A 17,433-nucleotide genomic window follows, 5' to 3' on the forward strand; every position below is an offset into this window, starting at 1 on the left:
CGACGGACGGTTCTCGCGATCACGCGGCGTGTTCGCGCGGGTCCGCCAACTGGCGGGGGCCGATCAATCTTCATCTCTCGCGGCCCCGACTAGCGATCCCAGAAAACCGCTGGACGGCCACCTTCCCGCAAGCTCAGGCGGAGCGGACGAACTCCATCCATCCCCAATTGCGTCCATTTTCCCGCACCCGATTCGAATGCGTCCAGCGCTCCCATTGTGCAAATAAAAACGCGACGGCCGTGTTTACGCGCCGGGTCGTGGCGGGGTTGAATCCAAGTAATTGCGGGAGAAGCGTTTTCGGATCAGGTGAACGGAGTGTGCCGACGAACGTCACACCGTTGCCGCTGGACGGAAACCGCCGATTCAGGCATGTTCGACAGACGGCTCCGCCGCGCCCGCCGCGGAGCCAGAAGTGGACGCGAGAGCCTGCCAGGGTCCTCGCCTCCGCCGTGCATCTCCGCTGGTTTGCTCGTCCCCCCGCCTCCCGCACTCCGCATGACCACGTTCTTCTCCCTCGCCGCCCGGTTCGCGGCCGCGTCCCTCGCCCTGGTGGCCGCCGCCGCGCTGTTCCATCCCTCCCCGGCGCGCGCGCAGATCACGCCGCCCCCGTCGTGCACGGATGATACGTGCGCCGATTTCGACACCGTGGCGCCCATGATCTCCATCAAGCCCGCCGCGGGGATCTACACGCAGCCCACGCTCCCCGTCCAGATCCAGATCACGGACGCGGACCCGGTGCAGACGGGGCTGCAGGTGCTTTGGAACGGTGCCAACGTGACGTCGTCCTTTCAATACGACATCTTTTCCACCACGGCCAAGGGAAAGATCGCGCGCGTCACGGGCCAGGTGCCGCTCCAGGCGGGGTCCAACCGCATCTCTGTGCGGGCGTGCGACCGTAACCAGAACTGCCGGACGAGCCCCGAAGTCTTTTATTCACTGGGGACTCCGGGTGTCACGGTATCACCCAACGGGGGTTACGGGCAGGTGGCGGCCGGGGTGTCGCAGTCGTACCCCTTTCGCGTGCGCAACACGGGACCGGCGCAGGCGACCTTTACGCTGCACCCCAGCTGCCTTGACGGGGTGGGATACACGATCGCGGGATGCACCGCGCCGGCCTCGGTGACGGTGGCCGCGGGGGATTCCGCGGTCGTGCCGCTCACGTATCCCGCCATCCTGCCCGGCCACGAACTGAGCGTGCGCCTGGCCGCTCGCGGCGCCACCGCGGGGATGGAGGACGCGGGATGGGTAGAGCTGGAAGCGGTCGGAAGCGGGAGCACGCCGGCGCCCATGACCGTCACCCTGGTGGACCTGAACTCCGGCGGCACCGTGGCGCGCGACCAGTGCGTGACCGTGGCCATCGCGCCGGGCGGGGCCATGGAGTGCGGCGACCTGCGGCTGGCGCACGGGCTTCCCGCGCTCACCGCGCTGGGACGGACGCGGGCACCCACGCTCCTGTACAGCAGCGCGCACGTGTCCGGAATGGCGCGCATCTACGCGGACGTGCGGCTGCCGGCGGGCGCGGCCGTCCCCACCTCGGTGCAGGTAACGGTCATCCGCCCGAACGGAACCAGCTATCCGGCGGTGTACCCGGGGAGCGCGTGGGGGCCGGGCACCACGCGCCGGGTGGCCGTGGTGGTGGAGGGGATGGCCACGGAGACCGGCGTCTACCCGTACACGCTGCAGGTGACGGCGGTGTACCCGTCCGGCCCGCAGCCCGCGGCGGCGGTTCCTGGCGAGATCGCCGTGGTGCACCGCGGCGCAAGCGAGTTCGGGCCCGGGTGGTGGCTGGCGGGGGTGGAGCGCCTGTACCCCGTGTCCGGCAACCGCATGCTGCGGGTGGGCGGGGACGGAAGCACGCGCGTGTACAACCCCACCGGCACCACGGGAGTGTGGGCGGCCAACACGGTGGACTGGCGCGACACGCTGTGGGCGGGCGGGATCGACGGCGGATACGAACGGCGCCTGCCGGAAGGCGGCCGGGTGACGTACCGCCTGAACGGCGTACACGTGGGCACGGTCAACCGGCTGGACCAGCACACCCGGTTCGTCTACGACACCGTCTCATGGCGGATGATGGGCGTCGATGTGCCGCTGCAGCCCGGGCTGGCGGGTGCCAAGGTGCGCTACGCCTTCATCCCGAACGCCAGCGGCCGCGTGGAGACCATCTACGCGCCCGACCTGTCCGGCAACCGGGCGGACACGGTGACGCTGATCCGCGATTCGGAGCACCGCATCACCTTCATCCGCGACCATCCCGATCCGGTGCTGACCGCGTTCGGCTACGACGGGCGGTACGTCATCTCCCGCACGGACAAGCGCAACGTGCAGACGCGCTTCACCTGGGGGCCGGGGCGCACGCTGGCCTCGTCGCGGATGGAGCTGGCGCCGGGGGACAGCATCATCCAGACACTGGAGCCGGCGGAGGGGAAGGGGATCACCAGCGCGGTGCCACTGTCACAGGCGTACACGATGCTGGATGGGCCGCGCACGGACGTGGCGGACCGCACGCTGATCTGGGTGGGGCGGTGGGGCGCGCCGCGGCGCGTGCGTGATGCCATGGGCGGCGAGACGGGGCTCATCCGCGGCAACGCGAGCTTTCCCGCGCTGGTGACGGAGATGCGCGGGCCGGACCCCAGCGGCGCGCTGGTGGTGAAGAGCCTGGCGGCGTACGACACGCGCGGCCGGGTAGACAGCACGGTGACGGTCAACCCGCTGGGCGACGGGCGCAACGCATCCACGCGGTACACGTACGACAACGCGCGCAACACGGTGACCAGCGCGCTGAGCTACACGGTGGCGAACGGGGTGCGCACGCCGCTGGCCGGCATCGACTCCACCGCGTACGACCCGGCGAATGGCAACGTGCTCTGGCGGCAGAGCGGGGGCGCGAGCCGGCGGGTGACGTTCGACTACTACACGTCGGGCGTGACGGCGGGGATGGTGCACCACGTGTACTATCCGGCGCCGCAGCCGGGGGTGCCGGGCGGCTCGGAAGAGGTCACGTACGACGCGGTGGGGAACCTCTACACGTCCAAGTCGCCGCTGGGCTACCTGACCGTGCACGTGCGCGACCAGTTGGGCCGCGACACGCTGGTCATCACCCCCATCCGCGCGGACAGCGCCACCAGCGTGCCGGGGCTGTACGGCAGCGGTGCGCGCAACCGCACGGTGTACGACTCCTTCGGACGGGTGAAGCGGACGGAGGCGATCGGCCCGGCGGTGATGCCGCACGCCAATCCCCAGAGCACCTATACCGGCCCCGGGATCAAGCCCGCCGAGTTGCTCATAGTGGAGAACGTGTACGGGACGGGCAGCGAACTGCTGGAGGTGAAGCGGTGGAGCAGCCCCGACTCCGCGGGTGTCGGCACGCTGATCAACCAGTACACGTATGACAACGCCGGCCGCAAGCTGACGGAGAACGACGGGTCCGGCCCGGTGCAGCGGTTTGAGTACGACCGGGCGGGCAACGTCACCGCCTGGATCACCCAGCGCGGCCGGCGCATCCTCTCCGAGTACGATGCGCTGGGGCGCATGGTGAAGCGCACCGTTCCCGAAACATCGTACGCCCGCCAGTGCCCTCCCGGCGGGGCGGATCCCTGCCCGCTGTACCGGTTCCCGTTCTATTCCACCAATCCGGCGGGTGGCTACTCCATCCCCGGCGAGGTGTTCGTCTACCGCTACGACGCGGCGGGCAACCAGGTGTGGGCCGAGAACCTGGACGCACGGGTACTCCGCGGGTACTACCCCGGCGGCGCGCTCCGGACCGATACGATCCAGATGCGCAGCTACGACGGCCTGGACTACAGCCAGCACGTCTACGGGATCGAGTACGGCTACGACATGGCCGGGCGGGTGAACACGGTGCAGCACCCGGGCAACCTGGCCGCGGCCGGATCCCGGACGGACAGCTACGCCTATCACTCGGTGACTGGGGCGCTGGCGCAGGTGACCGGGCGGCAGGGGCACGTTTTCCAGTTCGGATACGACGAGCATGACCGGATGATCTGGCAGACGTATCCGAGCGGGATCGAGCGGAGCGTGTACGACGTCGGCGGGCAGCGCATCTTCCGCGTGGACAGTACCGCGGTGGAGGGTGAGCTGAGCCGCGAGACGCACGAGTACGACGCGCGCGGCAAGCTGCTGCACTCGTACACCGAGTTTGATGGGGACGGGAGCCACTCGGACAACTGGTTCTCCGGGCTGGGCAACCTGGTCGCCACGAACTGGAACAACGTCGAGGACAACGCGGCCAACATCGAGCGGTTCACGGTGGACGCGATGGGCAACCAGTTCCGTCGCAGCACCATGCAGAACGCCACGCCCGTGCCGTACCAGACGCAGTACGCGATCAAGACGGGCCGTGTTCTCCGGATCAACCGGCTTCCGTCGGAGAATCCTGCGGAGCCGTTCCTGCCTGACAGCACCCTGCGGTCCTATGACCTGTCCGGGAACGTGGAGTGGGCCCGGGATGTGACGTACAAATCCGTCACCGAAACCAGCAGCGTTTCGGTGACGTGGAACCTGTACGGGGCCGACGAGAAGCTGCGGGTGCTGCAGACGGACAGTCGTTCGCAGTCGGGAGAGGCGGGCCTGAACACGCGCGGACTCTTCTCCGAGTACAGGTATGACGCGCTGGGCCGGCGCATTCTGGAGCGCACGCGGCGGGACAGCGTGTGCAACGGCACTGGGATGGGAGAGTGCGCCAGCACCATCACGCGCTTCATCTGGTCGGGCGACCAGCTGCTGTGGGAACTGCGGGCCAACGGGAGTAACGGGCAGAACCAGGAGCTCGCGGACGGCACGGGCGGGCAGTACGGGCGCGTGAGCTACCTGCACGCGGGCGGCATCGACCGTCCGCTGCTGATCACCAAGGGCGGCACGAGCGTCGTTCCGCACGACAACTGGCGCGGCACGTTCGCGACGGGTACCCTGGCGAACGGGCAGCGCGCGGAGTGCCACGGCACCACGGTGACGAACTGCCTGTGGATCGTGTGGCCGGGGTGGAAGACGACGGCGAGCCACGCGGCGGAAGTCACGCCTTCCGGCCAGAGCGACTGGTGGGGCGGTCTGGTGGATGGCATGCGCGACGCCAGCGGCCGCATGTACATGCGCAACCGCTACTACGACCCAAAGACCGGACAGTTCACGCAGACGGACCCGATCGGCGTCGCGGGCGGGCTGAACGCATACGGGTTCGCGGCCGGGGATCCGGTGTCGTACTCCGACCCATATGGCTTGTGCCCCCCTAAATGGATGTGCGACCTGCTTGGAGTATCTGCTGGGGAGGACGCTACGCAGCACTGGGCAAGTGTAGCGATGAACAGCGATGGTGCCCAACGAGTTGGCGCGACGGCGCTCGGATATTTCTCTGCCCTTTGGACGAGAGATACGTACGCCAAGACGACAATCACAGTGGCAGCCGCCGGGATGGCATCAGGCTTTCTGAGCAGCACGGCGGCGGCTGGCACGGGGACCGGAGTGGCGACGCATTCAGCGATTGCGCCCGCTGAACGGGCATTGTTGCGGGAATTCTTCGGTAAAAACGTCCAAGGTGCAGCTCAAAAGGCGGCTAACTTCTCCATACCAGAAGGTCTCGGGCGCGCTACTCTGATGAGGTACCGACTAGTTGCCACGGAAGTCATCAGGGCGGGGGTGGATAAGTCGGGAGTGCAAGCTGCACGGATTGCGCTGATCGACCGTGCGCTCAACATGCTTCGATGAGCTACTAACTCCTGCACGGAAGAGACAGATGGAAAGCGACTTGGAAACCGAGTGGCTAATCATGCTTTTCGATGACAAACTTCGACTCGCATGGATCCGCGGGGAGTCACCCGTGGCCTTCACTATCTCTGAACGGAGATACGAAGAATCTGGCCATGGAGACTTGACTACGTTCTATGATCGCCTGGAAGACCGATTCGGGAGAATCGCGGGGATTCGAGTGCATCCTGTTGGGAAAACAGCAGGGTTTCTGCGCAATATATCGACGTTCCCGTACGTTTCGCGATCCCTCGATGATGTAGGCGTGGACATCTACTTTCGTTCGGAAGCCAATCACTTGGAATGTACTCACGACCAAGCATTTGGGGGCAAATGGTTTTTAGCGTCAGGAAATTTTTTAGCTCTTTCGGTCGATTTTTCGTACCTCTCTTGTGGAGAGAGTGACCGGCTCGCAATGATGGATGCAGGTGCCGAATGGGCTGTTCCGGTGGCCTGACACCGCTCGTTAGCTATGGGGGTCTGGATCCGCCCTATGGGCATGGCACGACGGTGTACGGCTCGGGCGGCTAGGAATCCAGCAGGTGATTAGGTCGGATCGTCTTACCTCGCTGTGAGAACGGCGCAGATGATACACGTGACGGCTCAGTACAGTGGTAGCGCAGCGGCAGTCCGTATTGTGGCTTCGAGGGGCGCGCTGTTGGAGAGCGCCTCTCGGAGCCACGCCCGGTGGAGTTCAGATCTACGTAACGTAAATAATTCAGCGCCCTCGTGGACGCATCCCTGCTGCGCGCCTCGCACTCGGAAGTAGACCGATCGCACGGATCATCAGGTGAGCAGTTTTATGTGAACTGCGGAACTATGACGGCGGGGCCGCCGCAGAACGCGCGCGCCTCCGGCACTGGGCAGTACGGGCGCGTGAGCTACCTGCACGGGGGCGGGATCGACCGGCCGCTGGTGATCACCAAGGGCGGCACGAGCGTCATCCCGCACGACAACTGGGGGGGCACGTTCGCGACGGGTACCCTGGCGAACGGGCAGCGCGCGGAGTGCCACGGCACCGTGGTGACGAACTGCCTGTGGATTGTGTGGCCGGGGTGGAAGACGACGGCGAGCCACGCGGCGGAAACGGCGCCCTCTGGCCAGAGCGACTGGTGGGGCGGCCTGGTGGACGGCATGCGGGACGCGAGCGGCCGCATGTACATACGCAACCGCTACAACGACCCGGCCACGGGCCAGTTCACGCAGACGGACCCGATCGGGGTTGAGGGTGGACTGAATACGTATGGATTCGCGGCGGGGGATCCTGTTTCGTACGATGATCCCTTCGGGCTTAAGGTGAGATTGAGAATCGTGCTGCACGCCGGCGGCGCAATGACCTACATGCCTTGGCGCGGGTGGTTCAACGACGACGCGCGGGTGTTGATCGACCCGGCGCGAGTTGGCCAACTGTGGAACGTGAGTGCATTGGTGGCGCTAGGGCATGAATTAGGTCATGCACACGCGATTATGTACGGACTTACCGACAAAAACGTCTCCGGCGACCACTACAGATAACGCTACGAGAATCTTGGTGGGTTGCTATCCAAGGCGGACCAGTGAGCAACAGATACCGCCTGCCTGCCCGAACACAGGACGGGAGCCATGATCGTGAAGTTTCTGATTCTTGTAGGCGTCGCCTGCGTGGGCACTTCCCTTCTCATGGATCCCTATCTCGTTTACGAACAAACGTCTACGCCGTTCATCCCTGCGCCCCTGTGGCGTGTGGGAATTAATTTTTCTGAATCGATGCTGTTGGCGCTATTCTGCCTGCAGGTCTATCAAGGGAGGTTTCGGCGTGCAACTGTCACGATGGGAATGGCTTTGGCGTTGAGTCTTTTCGCCAATATGTGGTATGTATACGTTGATGGAATGGAACGGTTCGCGATCATGTATGGGACTGCGAGTACGTTGAACATGTATCTGCTTTCACTGGTGGTGCGGATGCTTCTGCTGGTCGCGGTTGGTCTCTTATACACTAACTCACCCGAATCTAGTAGGCGGCGCTCGTTGTAAGCCCCGTGAGTTCTTCTCCTGAACGTCCCGGTGAACTGATCGTGGGGGGTACGGGAAGTGGTCGAGCAACGATTGCTGATCGAAGCGGTACTCCGGTCTGGCTACCCGACCGGAGTGTATGAAGAACTCGCCATCCAACAACCAGACCAGCTTGCAACGATTCCCCGCCTCGAGGAATTGGTGACGGTTATATCGCGAGATCATGCTTGTGCTGTTGAAGTGGAATTCCCCAGTCAGCTTGCGGATCGCAGATGCGTATTTCACATCGGCCTTCCAGGATCTCCCAACTGGACAGAGTTCAGCGATCAGGTGACCGATTCAGAACGGTCCAGGCTTCTCAGGATGCACGCTGACCAGCTCACGTACTGGATCATTGATGTCAGCCGTGTGGGTCCGTTCTGGTCAGGGTACTGGAACCGCTTCTCGAGCACGGGAACGCGAGTCTCAGCCTCGCTTCTTCTGACGCCGCCAAGTCAGCCCCCGTGGCCGGAGATCATTGAAGGAACGTGCCGGGCCCTCTCGGAACACGGGTTACAGGAACTCGATCCTGCCCTCTGCAATGAGCCGGTACCATGGTTGTCGACGCGTTCAGAACCGTATCTGAAGCGTCAGAACCGGTCAGCGATTCCTACCATCTTTCACGCACTTTTCGGGGACTTGGAGTAGCCGCTTCGAGTCGCCGCCGACGGGCGTGGGCGGCCTCATACCTCCCCACGAGAATCGATGATCACAGAAGCGGAAGCGAAGGCTCTCGTCGCGCAATATCTGGAAACCCTGGACCGGCCGGATCTGAATCTGGTGATACTGGAAGAGCAGACCCTGGATCTGCCGTACGGATGGGTGTTCTTCTACACCACTGAGTTGTTTCAGCAGACCCGGAATCCACGGTTCCTGATCGGCGGGAATGCGCCTGTGCTCGTGGAGAAAGGCTCTGGAATTCTCCACGTACTGGGTACGGCCAGCTCAGTTTCCGCGTACCTTGCTCCGCACGAGCGCAGATGGCGTGAAGGTGTATCGGGTGACGCCAGCGAAGCGCGGTCGAGCCATCCCCGAGGTTGACGAGTTCGTCGATCGACCTCGATCGCCGTGAGATAGCCGGCCTCCGCCGCGCAGCGGCTCCGGCTCGGGCCGTGGATTCAGGGTGAGGGGCCGCTGGATGATTCCGGCGGCCCCTGTCTTTCTCTGCAGGATTGCGCCGGCACGCATCGGCCCCGGCGCTCCGTGCCGGCGGACGGTTCTGCCGGTCGCGCGGCGGAACGTGGGATGGGGGCCTGCACCCGAGCGGGAAGGAAGATGAACGGAAAACGTGAGTTCGTGCGGAGCTGGCACGCGTGGATCCGGCTGGACCGCCCGACGGAGGCCTACGAGAACGGCAACCGCCGATCGCCCGGCCATGACGTGGAATGCGAGATCGATCACGTCGTCAGCTGGGTCGCCGCGATTGGACGCGGCGTTTCTGGGCGGCGCCCCGATCGATCACGCGGGACAGGCGGAGTCGCTCATGGAAGAGGTCGATGAACTGCTGGAGCGCATCGCCGCGGAAGATCTGCGCGTGGAGCAGCGCACGCGGTGCATCGAGTTCCTGAAGGCATCCCGGCTTCTCGCGATCATCATCGCCGAGTGCGCCGCGCCACCGCCAGCCGCGCCTGAAACCTGAGATGGCGATCCAATCCCGCCTCTATCGCGCTCCGTCGATGGATGGAGCTGTCGCGGACGGCGGGACGGGGACTGAGCGAAAGCCGCGATCCGCGTCGCGGCGAGGCGACCGCCCGTCATCTACCGATGTTCATCCACCCCCACCTGACGGCAGAAGTCCAGCACGGGGCAGGTGCTGCACCGCGGCAGCCGGCCGGTGCACACGTGCTTGCCGAACGGCACCAGCAGCCGGTTGATCTCCACGTGGTACCGCTCCGGCAGCACCCGCTGCAGTTCGCGCATCGTACCCTCCGGCGTGGCGGCGGCCACGTATCCCCAGCGGTTGGTCACCCGGTGCACGTGAATGTCCACGCCGATCCGCGGCACCCCGCACGCAATCCCCAGCACCAGGTTGGCGCACTTGGGCCCCACGCCGCGGAAGCCCAGGATCAGCTCCTCGTCGCACCCCAGTTCCCCGCCGTGCTCCGCCACCAGCCGCCGCGCGATCTCGGCGATCTGCCCCGCCTTGGCCTCGTGAAAGGCGCAGTCGTGGATCAGCGCGTCGATTTCCTCCACCGCGAGCGCGGCCACCTGGGCGGGCGTGGCGGCGCGGGCGAACAGCGACAGCGCGGTGGGCGTCGTCACCTCGTCGCGCGTGCGGATGCTGATCATGCACGCCACCAGCTGCTGAAACGGCGAGCCGAAGCCCCGGTCCGCCAGGTCGAACAGGGCGGCGGGGGCGAACGGGCGCACGGCCTCGCGCAGCCGGCGCACCACTTCGTCGATGTCGAACGGCAGCTTGTCCATCACGCGCGCACGGGGCAGGGGGGATCAGATTGCGCCGCGGCGGAAGGATTGCAGAAACACGGCCCTGCGGCGTGGACTGGAGCGCGCGGGCCGCGCGACGGGGGCTGCCGGGCGCAGCCTGATCACGCGATGGCGCTTTCCGCGCCCGGCGTGCGCGAATAGATTCGAAACGGACGCTGTACATACCTTAGCGCTGACGTTCTCGCATGTCCGAATCCGCCACGCCGTACGACCGGTCCGATCCCGCGCGCCTCCTGTCGCTGCGGATGACGGAGTTGCTGGATGCCCCGCCCGACGAGGTGTTCGAGCGGCTGACGCGGCTGGCGTCACGGCTGGTGCGCGTGCCTGCCGCCTTCGTGAACCTGGTGGATGACCGGCGCGACTTTCTGCAGAGCTGCTTTGGCTTCGGCGAGCCGCTGTCCACCGTGCGGCAGCTGGAGGAGACCACTTTCTGTCATTACGCGCTCGGACGCGGCGAGCCGCTGGTGATCGGAGACGCGCGCGAACACCCCGTATACCGGACGGTACCCGCGGTTACTTCCATGGGGCTGGTCTCGTACGTGGGCGTCCCCATCCGCGACGCGCAGAGCCGCCCGCTGGGCACTTTCTGCGTGGTGGACTACCATCCACGGCGGTGGACGGACGACGAGGTGCAGGTTCTGGCCGAACTGGCCGCCAGCGCCGAGCGGGAGATCCGCCTGCGGCTGGAGCGGCGCTCGCTGCTGGACGCCCGCCAGTCGCTGGAGCACGCGCTGCGGGAGCAGGCGGCGGAGCGGGCCTTCAGCGCCACCGTGCTGAACACGGCGGACGCGCTGATCGTGGTTTCCGACATCGACGGGCGCATCGTGCGCTTCAACCGCGCGTGCGAGCGGCTTTCCGGCTACAGCCAGGAAGAGGTCCTGGGCCAGCACTTCACCCTTTTCGTGGACTCCGCCGACGCGCCGGACGTGGTGGAGATGATGGGCGACCTGGCCGCGGGCGAGTACGCGCGGCGCAGCGAGCACGAGTGGGTGATGAGGAATGGCACGCGCCGCCGGATCGCCTGGTCCAACGCCGCCATCGCGGGGGAGAACGGCGAGGTGACGCACGTGGTGGCCAGCGGCATCGACGTCACCGAGCAGCGGGAGCTGGACCGGCTGAAGGACGAGTTCGCCGCGGTGGTGAGCCACGAACTGCGCACGCCGCTCACCTCAATCCGCGGCGCGCTGGGGCTGCTGGCGGGGATGCACACCGATACCATTGCCGACGACCGCGCGCGCCGCCTGATTCAGGTGGCCAGCCGCAACGCCGATCGCCTGACGGAGCTCACCAACAGCATCCTGACGATCGAGCGGCTGCGCGCCGGCCGCGGATCGCTGGACCTGGAGACGATTTCCGCGGGCGAGCTTCTGGTGAACGCGGCCGAGACGGTGGCGGGGTCGGCGGAGGCGGCGGGCGTGTCGCTGGTGGTGCAGCCGGCGCCGTTTTCGCTGGTGGCGGACGGCCCCAAGCTGGCGCAGGTACTGGTGAACCTGATCGGCAACGCGGTGAAGTTCTCGCCCGCGGGGTCGTCCGTGGAGATCCGCGCGATCCGGCAGGGCGGCCACGCGCTCTTTTCGGTGCAGGACCACGGGCGCGGCATTCCGCTGGACAAGCTCGACACGGTGTTCGAGCGCTTCCGCCAGGTTCACTCGCACGACGCGCGGGAAAAGGGCGGCTCGGGGCTGGGGCTGGCGATCGCGCGGGGGATCGTGGAGCAGCACGCCGGGCGGATCTGGGTGGAAAGCGAACTGGGCGTGGGGAGTACGTTCCTGTTCACCATTCCGGCGGAGGAAAAGGCGGTCTGAGCGAGTTCCCGTCCGCTTACTTCGTAGAACTTCGTAGAAGGGGAGCGGTCTGGTGTGGAGACGGGGTTCGGCGCGGTGGCGGGCGGGGGCCCTCACCCCGCGTGCTGCGCACGACGACCCTCTCCCACGAACGGATGTGGGAGAGGGAGCACACCCCAGATTGGTTTTCTTCGGATGGTGCTGTGCCGGCGGATGGCTGGCAGGCCCCTCCCCCGGCCCGTCCCCGTGCAAACTGCCGCACGGAGAGGGGAGAACGGCAGATCGGTGCGCTACGGATGGTGCTCGCGGCCGGAGCGGGGGCTGAGGGCGGTGCGGGTCGGCGGGTGCCGCCCGGCGGTTGAAACCGCGCCTCGAAAGACACGAAGTCCGCCTCCGCGGACTGCGCCCCCAACCAACCTGCTCGTACCCATCGCAGTTGAAGCCCCGAACCGGGCGCGCCAGCGGCCGGTGTCGGGGCTTTGCGCTTCTGGAGCGGCGGATTCATCCGCTCCGGAAGCCGTTCGCCGGGCAGAGACTCCGCGCGCCGCGACGAACTCTCCGCCCCCCAACCCTCCCCCAGTCTTTTTTGGGGGAGGGTGGGCCGGTGGTGCCGGCCCGGGTGGGGGCCGCCCTGAACTCCGCCATCCACGCCGGGCCCGTGTCCTCGCACGGCGGAAAACGAACGGGGGCGCCTCGGCTGAGGCGCCCCCGTTGGTCATCCACCCACCCCGCGATCAGTCCGGGCGCGTGCCGCCCACCGCGGGATCGCCCTTGCTCTCGCCGCCGCGCTCGTGAATCACGCCGAAGCCGCTGTCCGGCCGCTGCTCGCTGGGCGTGTTGATCTCGTGCTGGCGCTCTTCCGGAATCCCGGCCACCTTCTGCCCGAACCCGCCGGGCCGCTTGTCATCCGCCGAATCCACCAGCCCCGGAGCCGAAAAGTCCGGACCGCCGTCGGGCCCGTCCTGAAAGCCCGCCTCGGCAAAGGCCTGCTCGCCGAGCGGGTCCAGGTCCTCGATCTCCTCGGGGTCAAAGCTGGGGTCCACGTTACGCTTGGGCATCGTATGCTCCGGTCTCTGGTGACGATCAGCGCCCCCGCGGGCGCGGTTCGATGGTGAACTCCATGCCGTATCCGTGCCTGCGCGCCCATTCGCGCACCGCGTCGTCCCCGCCGCGCCCCCACGTGGGGCTGTTCCGCGGGTCCACGCGCCGCGGCGCGCCCGCGAAATCACGCCCGTATCCGCGCGACGGCGGGCGGGGTCTGCGGTCATGGCCTCCCGGCGCGTATCCTCCCTCGCCGTACGCGGCCCGCGCGATGGGATCGGGCGAGCGCGGCGCGGCGCCCATCCCGGGGTCCCACCCGGACCAGCGCGCCATGGGGTTCCATCCAAAGGGGATGAACGACGGCCACTCCGGCCCCGCCTCGCCCAGCCAGGGTGACCGCAGGGCATAGCCCGCGTCGTAGGCGGGCCGGGCCGAGTATCCCGCGTCGTACCGGCTGGGCCGGGCGTATCCCGCGTCGTACCGGCTGGGCCGGGCATATCCCGCGTCGTACCCACGTCCGGGGCCGGCGCGATAGGGCCGCCCGTAGTCCCCGCCGTATCCGCCGCGAAACTCGCGGCCGTACCGATGATCGCCCACGTGCTGGCCTCCGCGTCCGGGGTGGAGTTCACGTCCTCCCACGCCTCGCAAGGTCCGTGCGATCTCCGGGGAACGGCGGTTGCATACGCGTCCAGACGGTCCGGAGTGTCCGGACCGCTGGTTTCGCCCGGGGATCGAGGGGGTGGCGTGACGGTGATGATCGTGCTGCTGAGCCTGCTTTCCGCGGCGGCCGCGTGGGGCCTGTCCCGCTACTTCGGCCGGCTGCCGTACGCGCCGCAGTGCCCCTGCTGCCGCACCGTCACCGACCGGCGGCGCACGGCGGGCTCGCTGGACCTGCTGCTGGCCCGCATGGGCGGCGCCGCGGCGCGGGAGTGCCGCCGCTGCGGATGGGCGGGCCACATGCGCTGGCGCGTGGCCACGCAGAGCGCCAGCCGCTGATCCGCCCCACCCTTCCCGCCACCACCTTCCCCCGGAGCCCCGCATGGACCGCCTGCTTTCCGACCGAGACCTGTGGATGCTGATTGCCGCGGGGCACCTGCGGCTGCGCGGCGCGGATCTGCGCGGCGCGCGGCTGGAGCGGGCGGACCTTTCCGGGGCGCTGCTGGAGCGCGCGGTGCTCAAGGGCGCCTCGCTGGCCGGGGCGCAGCTGCGGCGGGCCAACCTGGCCGGCGCCGAGCTGCAGGGTGCCGACCTCAAGGGCGCGGACCTGAGCGGCGCGGACCTCACGGAGGCGTTCCTCAAGGGCGCCAACCTGTGGGGCGTGCACGCCGAAGACGCGGTGATGGAGTGGTCCTACGCGGAAGGCGTGTTTCTGGAGTGGGCCACGCTGCGCGGAGCCCGCTTTACCGGCGCGTTCCTCAAGGGCGCGGTGCTCACCGGCGCCGACGCGGTGGGCGCGCAGTTCAAGGGCGCCAACCTGACCGGCGCGTACCTGCACGGCGCCAACCTCACCGACGCGGTGCTGGAGCACGCCTCGCTGGACTACGCGGACCTCAGCGGCGCCCGGCTGTGCGGCGCTGACCTGCGCGCGGCCAACCTCACGGGGTGCAATCTGTCCGGCGCGGACCTCACCGGGGCGCGGCTGGAGAGTGCCGTGCTGCGCGGGGCGGACCTTACGGGCGCCGTTCTGAGCGACGTGCTGATGGACGGGGCCGCGCTGGATCTGGCGACGATGGACGAGCCGGATGCGGCGCCGGCAGAGGAGCCGGCCCGCCCGGGCCGCGTGGCGGGGATGGCGCCCTCCGCCTGACGGCCCGCCGCGGCCCGGGAGCGCGGCGCGTTGCGTCCGGTGGGGCGCCGGCCTATGTTCTCCGGCCCGATCCCGGGATCGAAATCTTCTGTACGTTTCTGGCTGGAGCCCCGTTTCCATGAGCACCGACGCCCCCGCACCCGTGACCGCACAGGCCTACGTCGAGCGCCGCCGCGCCCGCATTCTGGAAGCCCTCGGCCGCCCCGCGCCCACCGCCGGCGCCGGCGCAAAGGAGCTGTCCGCCGAGCACCTGGAGTACGTGCGCCGGGAAGGCGAGGAGCTGTACGTCAACGAGCTTGCGTGGGAAGAGCTTACGGACGAGGAAAGCATTCCCGGCGGCCACCTGACGGAAATGGTGTTTCCCGCCTTTCTCGCCTTTGTGGATGGACTGCTGGTGGAGCGCGTGCCGGCCGACGCCCTGGCCCCGGCGCGCCCGCATCCGGACGGGGTGGAAGCCATCCTTGCCATGCTGGGCGACCGCCACGCCGAGCTTTCCGCCGACGTGGAAAAGGGCGCCGACTCGCAGCAGGTGGTGTACGCCCGCGCCATGACGGCGCAGCTCATCGACCTGGTGCTGCACCGCCTGTACCGCGTGTCGCAGGCGGAAATCGAGCGGCTCGAAGCGCAGCCCTGAACCCCCGGTCCGCGGCCGCTCCGTGCGCATTCCCTCGCCGCTGGGCGGCCGCTCCCGTCCGGGCCACCGCTACCTGGGCGGTGCGCCCCTTCTGATCGCCCATCGCGGCGGATCTCTGCTCGCCCCCGAAAACACGCTCCACGCCTTTCGGCGCGCCCTGCACTGGTGGCGCGCCGATCTGCTGGAGATCGACGTGCAGCCCACGCGCGACGGCGAGTGCGTCGTCATCCACGACCCCACCGTGGACCGCACCACGGACGGCACCGGGCGCGTGGCCGACCACACTCTGGCGGAACTGCGCGCGCTGGACGCCGGCTACCGCTTCACGCCGGATGGCGGACGCACCTTTCCGTACCGCGGGCGGGGAGTCGTGCTTTCCACCCTGCGCGAGGTGCTGGAGGCGCTTCCCGACGCGCGGGTGAACGTGGAGATCAAGGACGGCCGCGCGCAGGCGGCGGTGCAGCGCGCCATCGACGCCACCGGCTCCACGCACCGCGTGCTGATCGCCGCGGGAGACCGCCGCAATCGAAGCGCCTTTCGCGACTACGCCGGGCCCACGAGCGCGGGGGCGCAGGAGCTGTATGCCTTTCTGGCCCATCATCTTTCCCGCACCACGCGCTTCTACCGGCCGCCGGTGGATGCCTTTCAGATGCCGGAAAAGGCGGGCGGTCGGCAGGTGCTGAGCCCGCGATGGATTCGCGAGGCGCACGCGCGCAACGTGGCCATCCACATCTGGACGGTGGATGACGAGGCGGACATGCGGCGGCTGCTTTCGTGGGGGGTAGACGGCGTCATCAGCGACCGGCCGGACCGGCTCGCGCGCGTGCTCCACGAAGCTACCGGCCGCCCGCTCCCGCCCGGCCCGCCCGCGGACGAGGTGGAGCCGTGGCTCGAGCGGCTGCTGCGGAGCTGAGGCGGGGATGAACTGAAGTGCCCAGGTTCAAGTGCCCGGTGCCCAGGCGGCGCCGGGCGCTTTCCTCTTCTGCGCCGCTCGTGCGTGGCCAGCCTCTCGAACGCTGAGCGCCTCTCGCCGGCGGACGCTGTCTTTTGTCCACCGGGCACTTCTTTTCTCCTCCTGTCTGGAACGGTTGTTGCGGCCCGTACGGCGCCGCGCGGGGCAGGGACAAGGCCGGTTTTGGGGATGAGGATGCCCCGCCGCGCGGCCAACCTTTTCGCTTTCAGGAGAACGATGTCGCGATACGATGCCGGCTGGGGCCACCGGGGTGAGTGGAACCCCGGCCCCCGCCAGGGTGGAATGGGTCCCCGCGCCAACGGATACGGCGACGACTTTCATCCGTTCTCCGGCTTCGGGGGCGCGCGGCAGGAATTCAGCAGCGGCCCGTCGTACGAGCCGGAGATGGAGTTCGAGGACACGGACGGCGAGTGGCAGAGCGGGCCCCTGCACGGCCCCGCCCGCTACGGCCTGGGCCCCTACCACCAGCGCCTGCGCAGCCGCACGCGCCCCGACGCCGAGCTGAAGCAGGAAGTGGAGGACGCGCTCTTCTACGACACCTGGGTGGATGCCGAGGCGATCACGGTAGAGGTCAAGGACGGCGTGGTGACCCTTACCGGCGAGCTGCCGGACTACCAGGAAGTGCGCTACGCCACGGATGATGCGTGGGACGTGGAAGGCGTGCGCGGCGTGCACAGCGAACTGCGCGTGAACACCGCCAAGCGCCCGCCCCGCGACGGCGTCCCGCGCCGAAGCGCCGGCGACGCCCGCTGACCTGCCCCACTCGCCGCCCCGCAACGGGCGGCGAGTTTGTTTTCAGACTGGACGCCGGTAGATTCGGATCGACAGCGTCTCGGGACGCGCATCCGCCTGCGTTCTGCGACGGTTGTATCCGCGGCCGGGAAGGGGACGCCGCACCTCCGCGCGCGGACTTCCGTCGTTCCCGGCGCGATATCATCCGCTTCGCCGATCACCGTCA

Annotated in this window: 15 protein-coding genes; 12 read left to right on the forward strand and 3 right to left on the reverse strand. The window is 68.0% G+C overall.

The annotated features are described in order from the left end of the window. Positions 1-495: 495 nt before the first annotated feature. The 6 genes from HNQ61_RS17665 (at position 496) to HNQ61_RS17690 (ending at position 9,430) form a co-directional block, all read left to right on the forward strand. Entirely contained in the window at positions 496-5,721 is a 5,226-nt protein-coding gene (locus HNQ61_RS17665) for an RHS repeat-associated core domain-containing protein (RefSeq protein ID WP_170035401.1), read from the forward strand. A 28-nt stretch (positions 5,722-5,749) separates the two neighbouring features. Beyond that, positions 5,750-6,217 (forward strand): hypothetical protein, encoded by a 468-nt coding sequence (locus HNQ61_RS17670; RefSeq protein ID WP_170035402.1) that lies wholly within the window; start codon positions 5,750-5,752, stop codon positions 6,215-6,217. Positions 6,218-6,636: 419 nt separating this feature from the next. Beyond that, entirely contained in the window at positions 6,637-7,275 is a 639-nt protein-coding gene (locus HNQ61_RS17675) for an RHS repeat-associated core domain-containing protein (protein WP_205761611.1), read from the forward strand. An 87-nt stretch (positions 7,276-7,362) separates the two neighbouring features. Further along, positions 7,363-7,773 carry a hypothetical protein gene (locus HNQ61_RS17680; protein WP_170035404.1) on the forward strand — a complete coding sequence of 137 codons (411 nt, stop codon included), beginning with the start codon at positions 7,363-7,365 and terminating at the stop codon, positions 7,771-7,773. Positions 7,774-8,496: 723 nt separating this feature from the next. Further along, on the forward strand, positions 8,497-8,832 hold the full coding sequence (locus HNQ61_RS17685) for a YrhB domain-containing protein (protein WP_170035405.1): 336 nt from the start codon (positions 8,497-8,499) through the stop codon (positions 8,830-8,832). Between the two features lie 382 nt (positions 8,833-9,214). Continuing rightward, positions 9,215-9,430, forward strand: a complete 216-nt coding sequence (locus HNQ61_RS17690) for a hypothetical protein (protein ID WP_170035406.1) — start codon at positions 9,215-9,217, stop codon at positions 9,428-9,430. Between the two features lie 119 nt (positions 9,431-9,549). On the opposite strand, the gene HNQ61_RS17695 is transcribed toward HNQ61_RS17690, so the two are convergent. Continuing rightward, positions 9,550-10,215: an endonuclease III domain-containing protein gene (locus tag HNQ61_RS17695; RefSeq protein WP_170035985.1), complete on the reverse strand. Its 666-nt coding sequence runs from the start codon at positions 10,213-10,215 to the stop codon at positions 9,550-9,552. Between the two features lie 206 nt (positions 10,216-10,421). Between HNQ61_RS17695 and HNQ61_RS17700 the strand changes: the two genes are divergently transcribed. Further along, complete coding sequence (locus tag HNQ61_RS17700; RefSeq protein ID WP_170035407.1) at positions 10,422-12,041, forward strand: ATP-binding protein; 1,620 nt, start codon at positions 10,422-10,424, stop codon at positions 12,039-12,041. Positions 12,042-12,754: 713 nt separating this feature from the next. Here HNQ61_RS17700 and HNQ61_RS17705 read toward each other — a convergent pair. Together HNQ61_RS17705 and HNQ61_RS17710 are read right to left on the reverse strand one after the other, a co-directional pair. Then, positions 12,755-13,078: a hypothetical protein gene (locus HNQ61_RS17705; protein ID WP_170035408.1), complete on the reverse strand. Its 324-nt coding sequence runs from the start codon at positions 13,076-13,078 to the stop codon at positions 12,755-12,757. A gap of 25 nt (positions 13,079-13,103) precedes the next feature. Then, entirely contained in the window at positions 13,104-13,658 is a 555-nt protein-coding gene (locus tag HNQ61_RS17710; protein WP_170035409.1) for a hypothetical protein, read from the reverse strand. Positions 13,659-13,805: 147 nt separating this feature from the next. Here HNQ61_RS17710 and HNQ61_RS17715 point away from each other — a divergent pair, with 147 nt between their 5' ends. The 5 genes from HNQ61_RS17715 to HNQ61_RS17735 all read left to right on the forward strand — a co-directional run bounded on the left by HNQ61_RS17715 (position 13,806) and on the right by HNQ61_RS17735 (position 17,228). Next, the gene (locus HNQ61_RS17715; RefSeq protein ID WP_170035410.1) at positions 13,806-14,057 is read left to right on the forward strand and encodes a hypothetical protein; all 252 of its coding nucleotides are present in this window, start codon (positions 13,806-13,808) and stop codon (positions 14,055-14,057) included. Positions 14,058-14,100: 43 nt separating this feature from the next. After that, positions 14,101-14,868: a pentapeptide repeat-containing protein gene (locus HNQ61_RS17720; protein WP_170035411.1), complete on the forward strand. Its 768-nt coding sequence runs from the start codon at positions 14,101-14,103 to the stop codon at positions 14,866-14,868. A gap of 118 nt (positions 14,869-14,986) precedes the next feature. After that, complete coding sequence (locus tag HNQ61_RS17725) at positions 14,987-15,502, forward strand: hypothetical protein (protein WP_170035412.1); 516 nt, start codon at positions 14,987-14,989, stop codon at positions 15,500-15,502. Positions 15,503-15,524: 22 nt separating this feature from the next. Then, on the forward strand, positions 15,525-16,415 hold the full coding sequence (locus tag HNQ61_RS17730) for a glycerophosphodiester phosphodiesterase family protein (RefSeq protein ID WP_170035413.1): 891 nt from the start codon (positions 15,525-15,527) through the stop codon (positions 16,413-16,415). A 276-nt stretch (positions 16,416-16,691) separates the two neighbouring features. Beyond that, a complete protein-coding gene (locus tag HNQ61_RS17735) occupies positions 16,692-17,228 on the forward strand; it encodes a BON domain-containing protein (RefSeq protein WP_205761616.1) in 537 nt (178 codons plus the stop codon). Positions 17,229-17,433: the final 205 nt, after the last annotated feature.

Source organism: Longimicrobium terrae (assembly GCF_014202995.1).
GTDB lineage: Bacteria > Gemmatimonadota > Gemmatimonadetes > Longimicrobiales > Longimicrobiaceae > Longimicrobium > Longimicrobium terrae.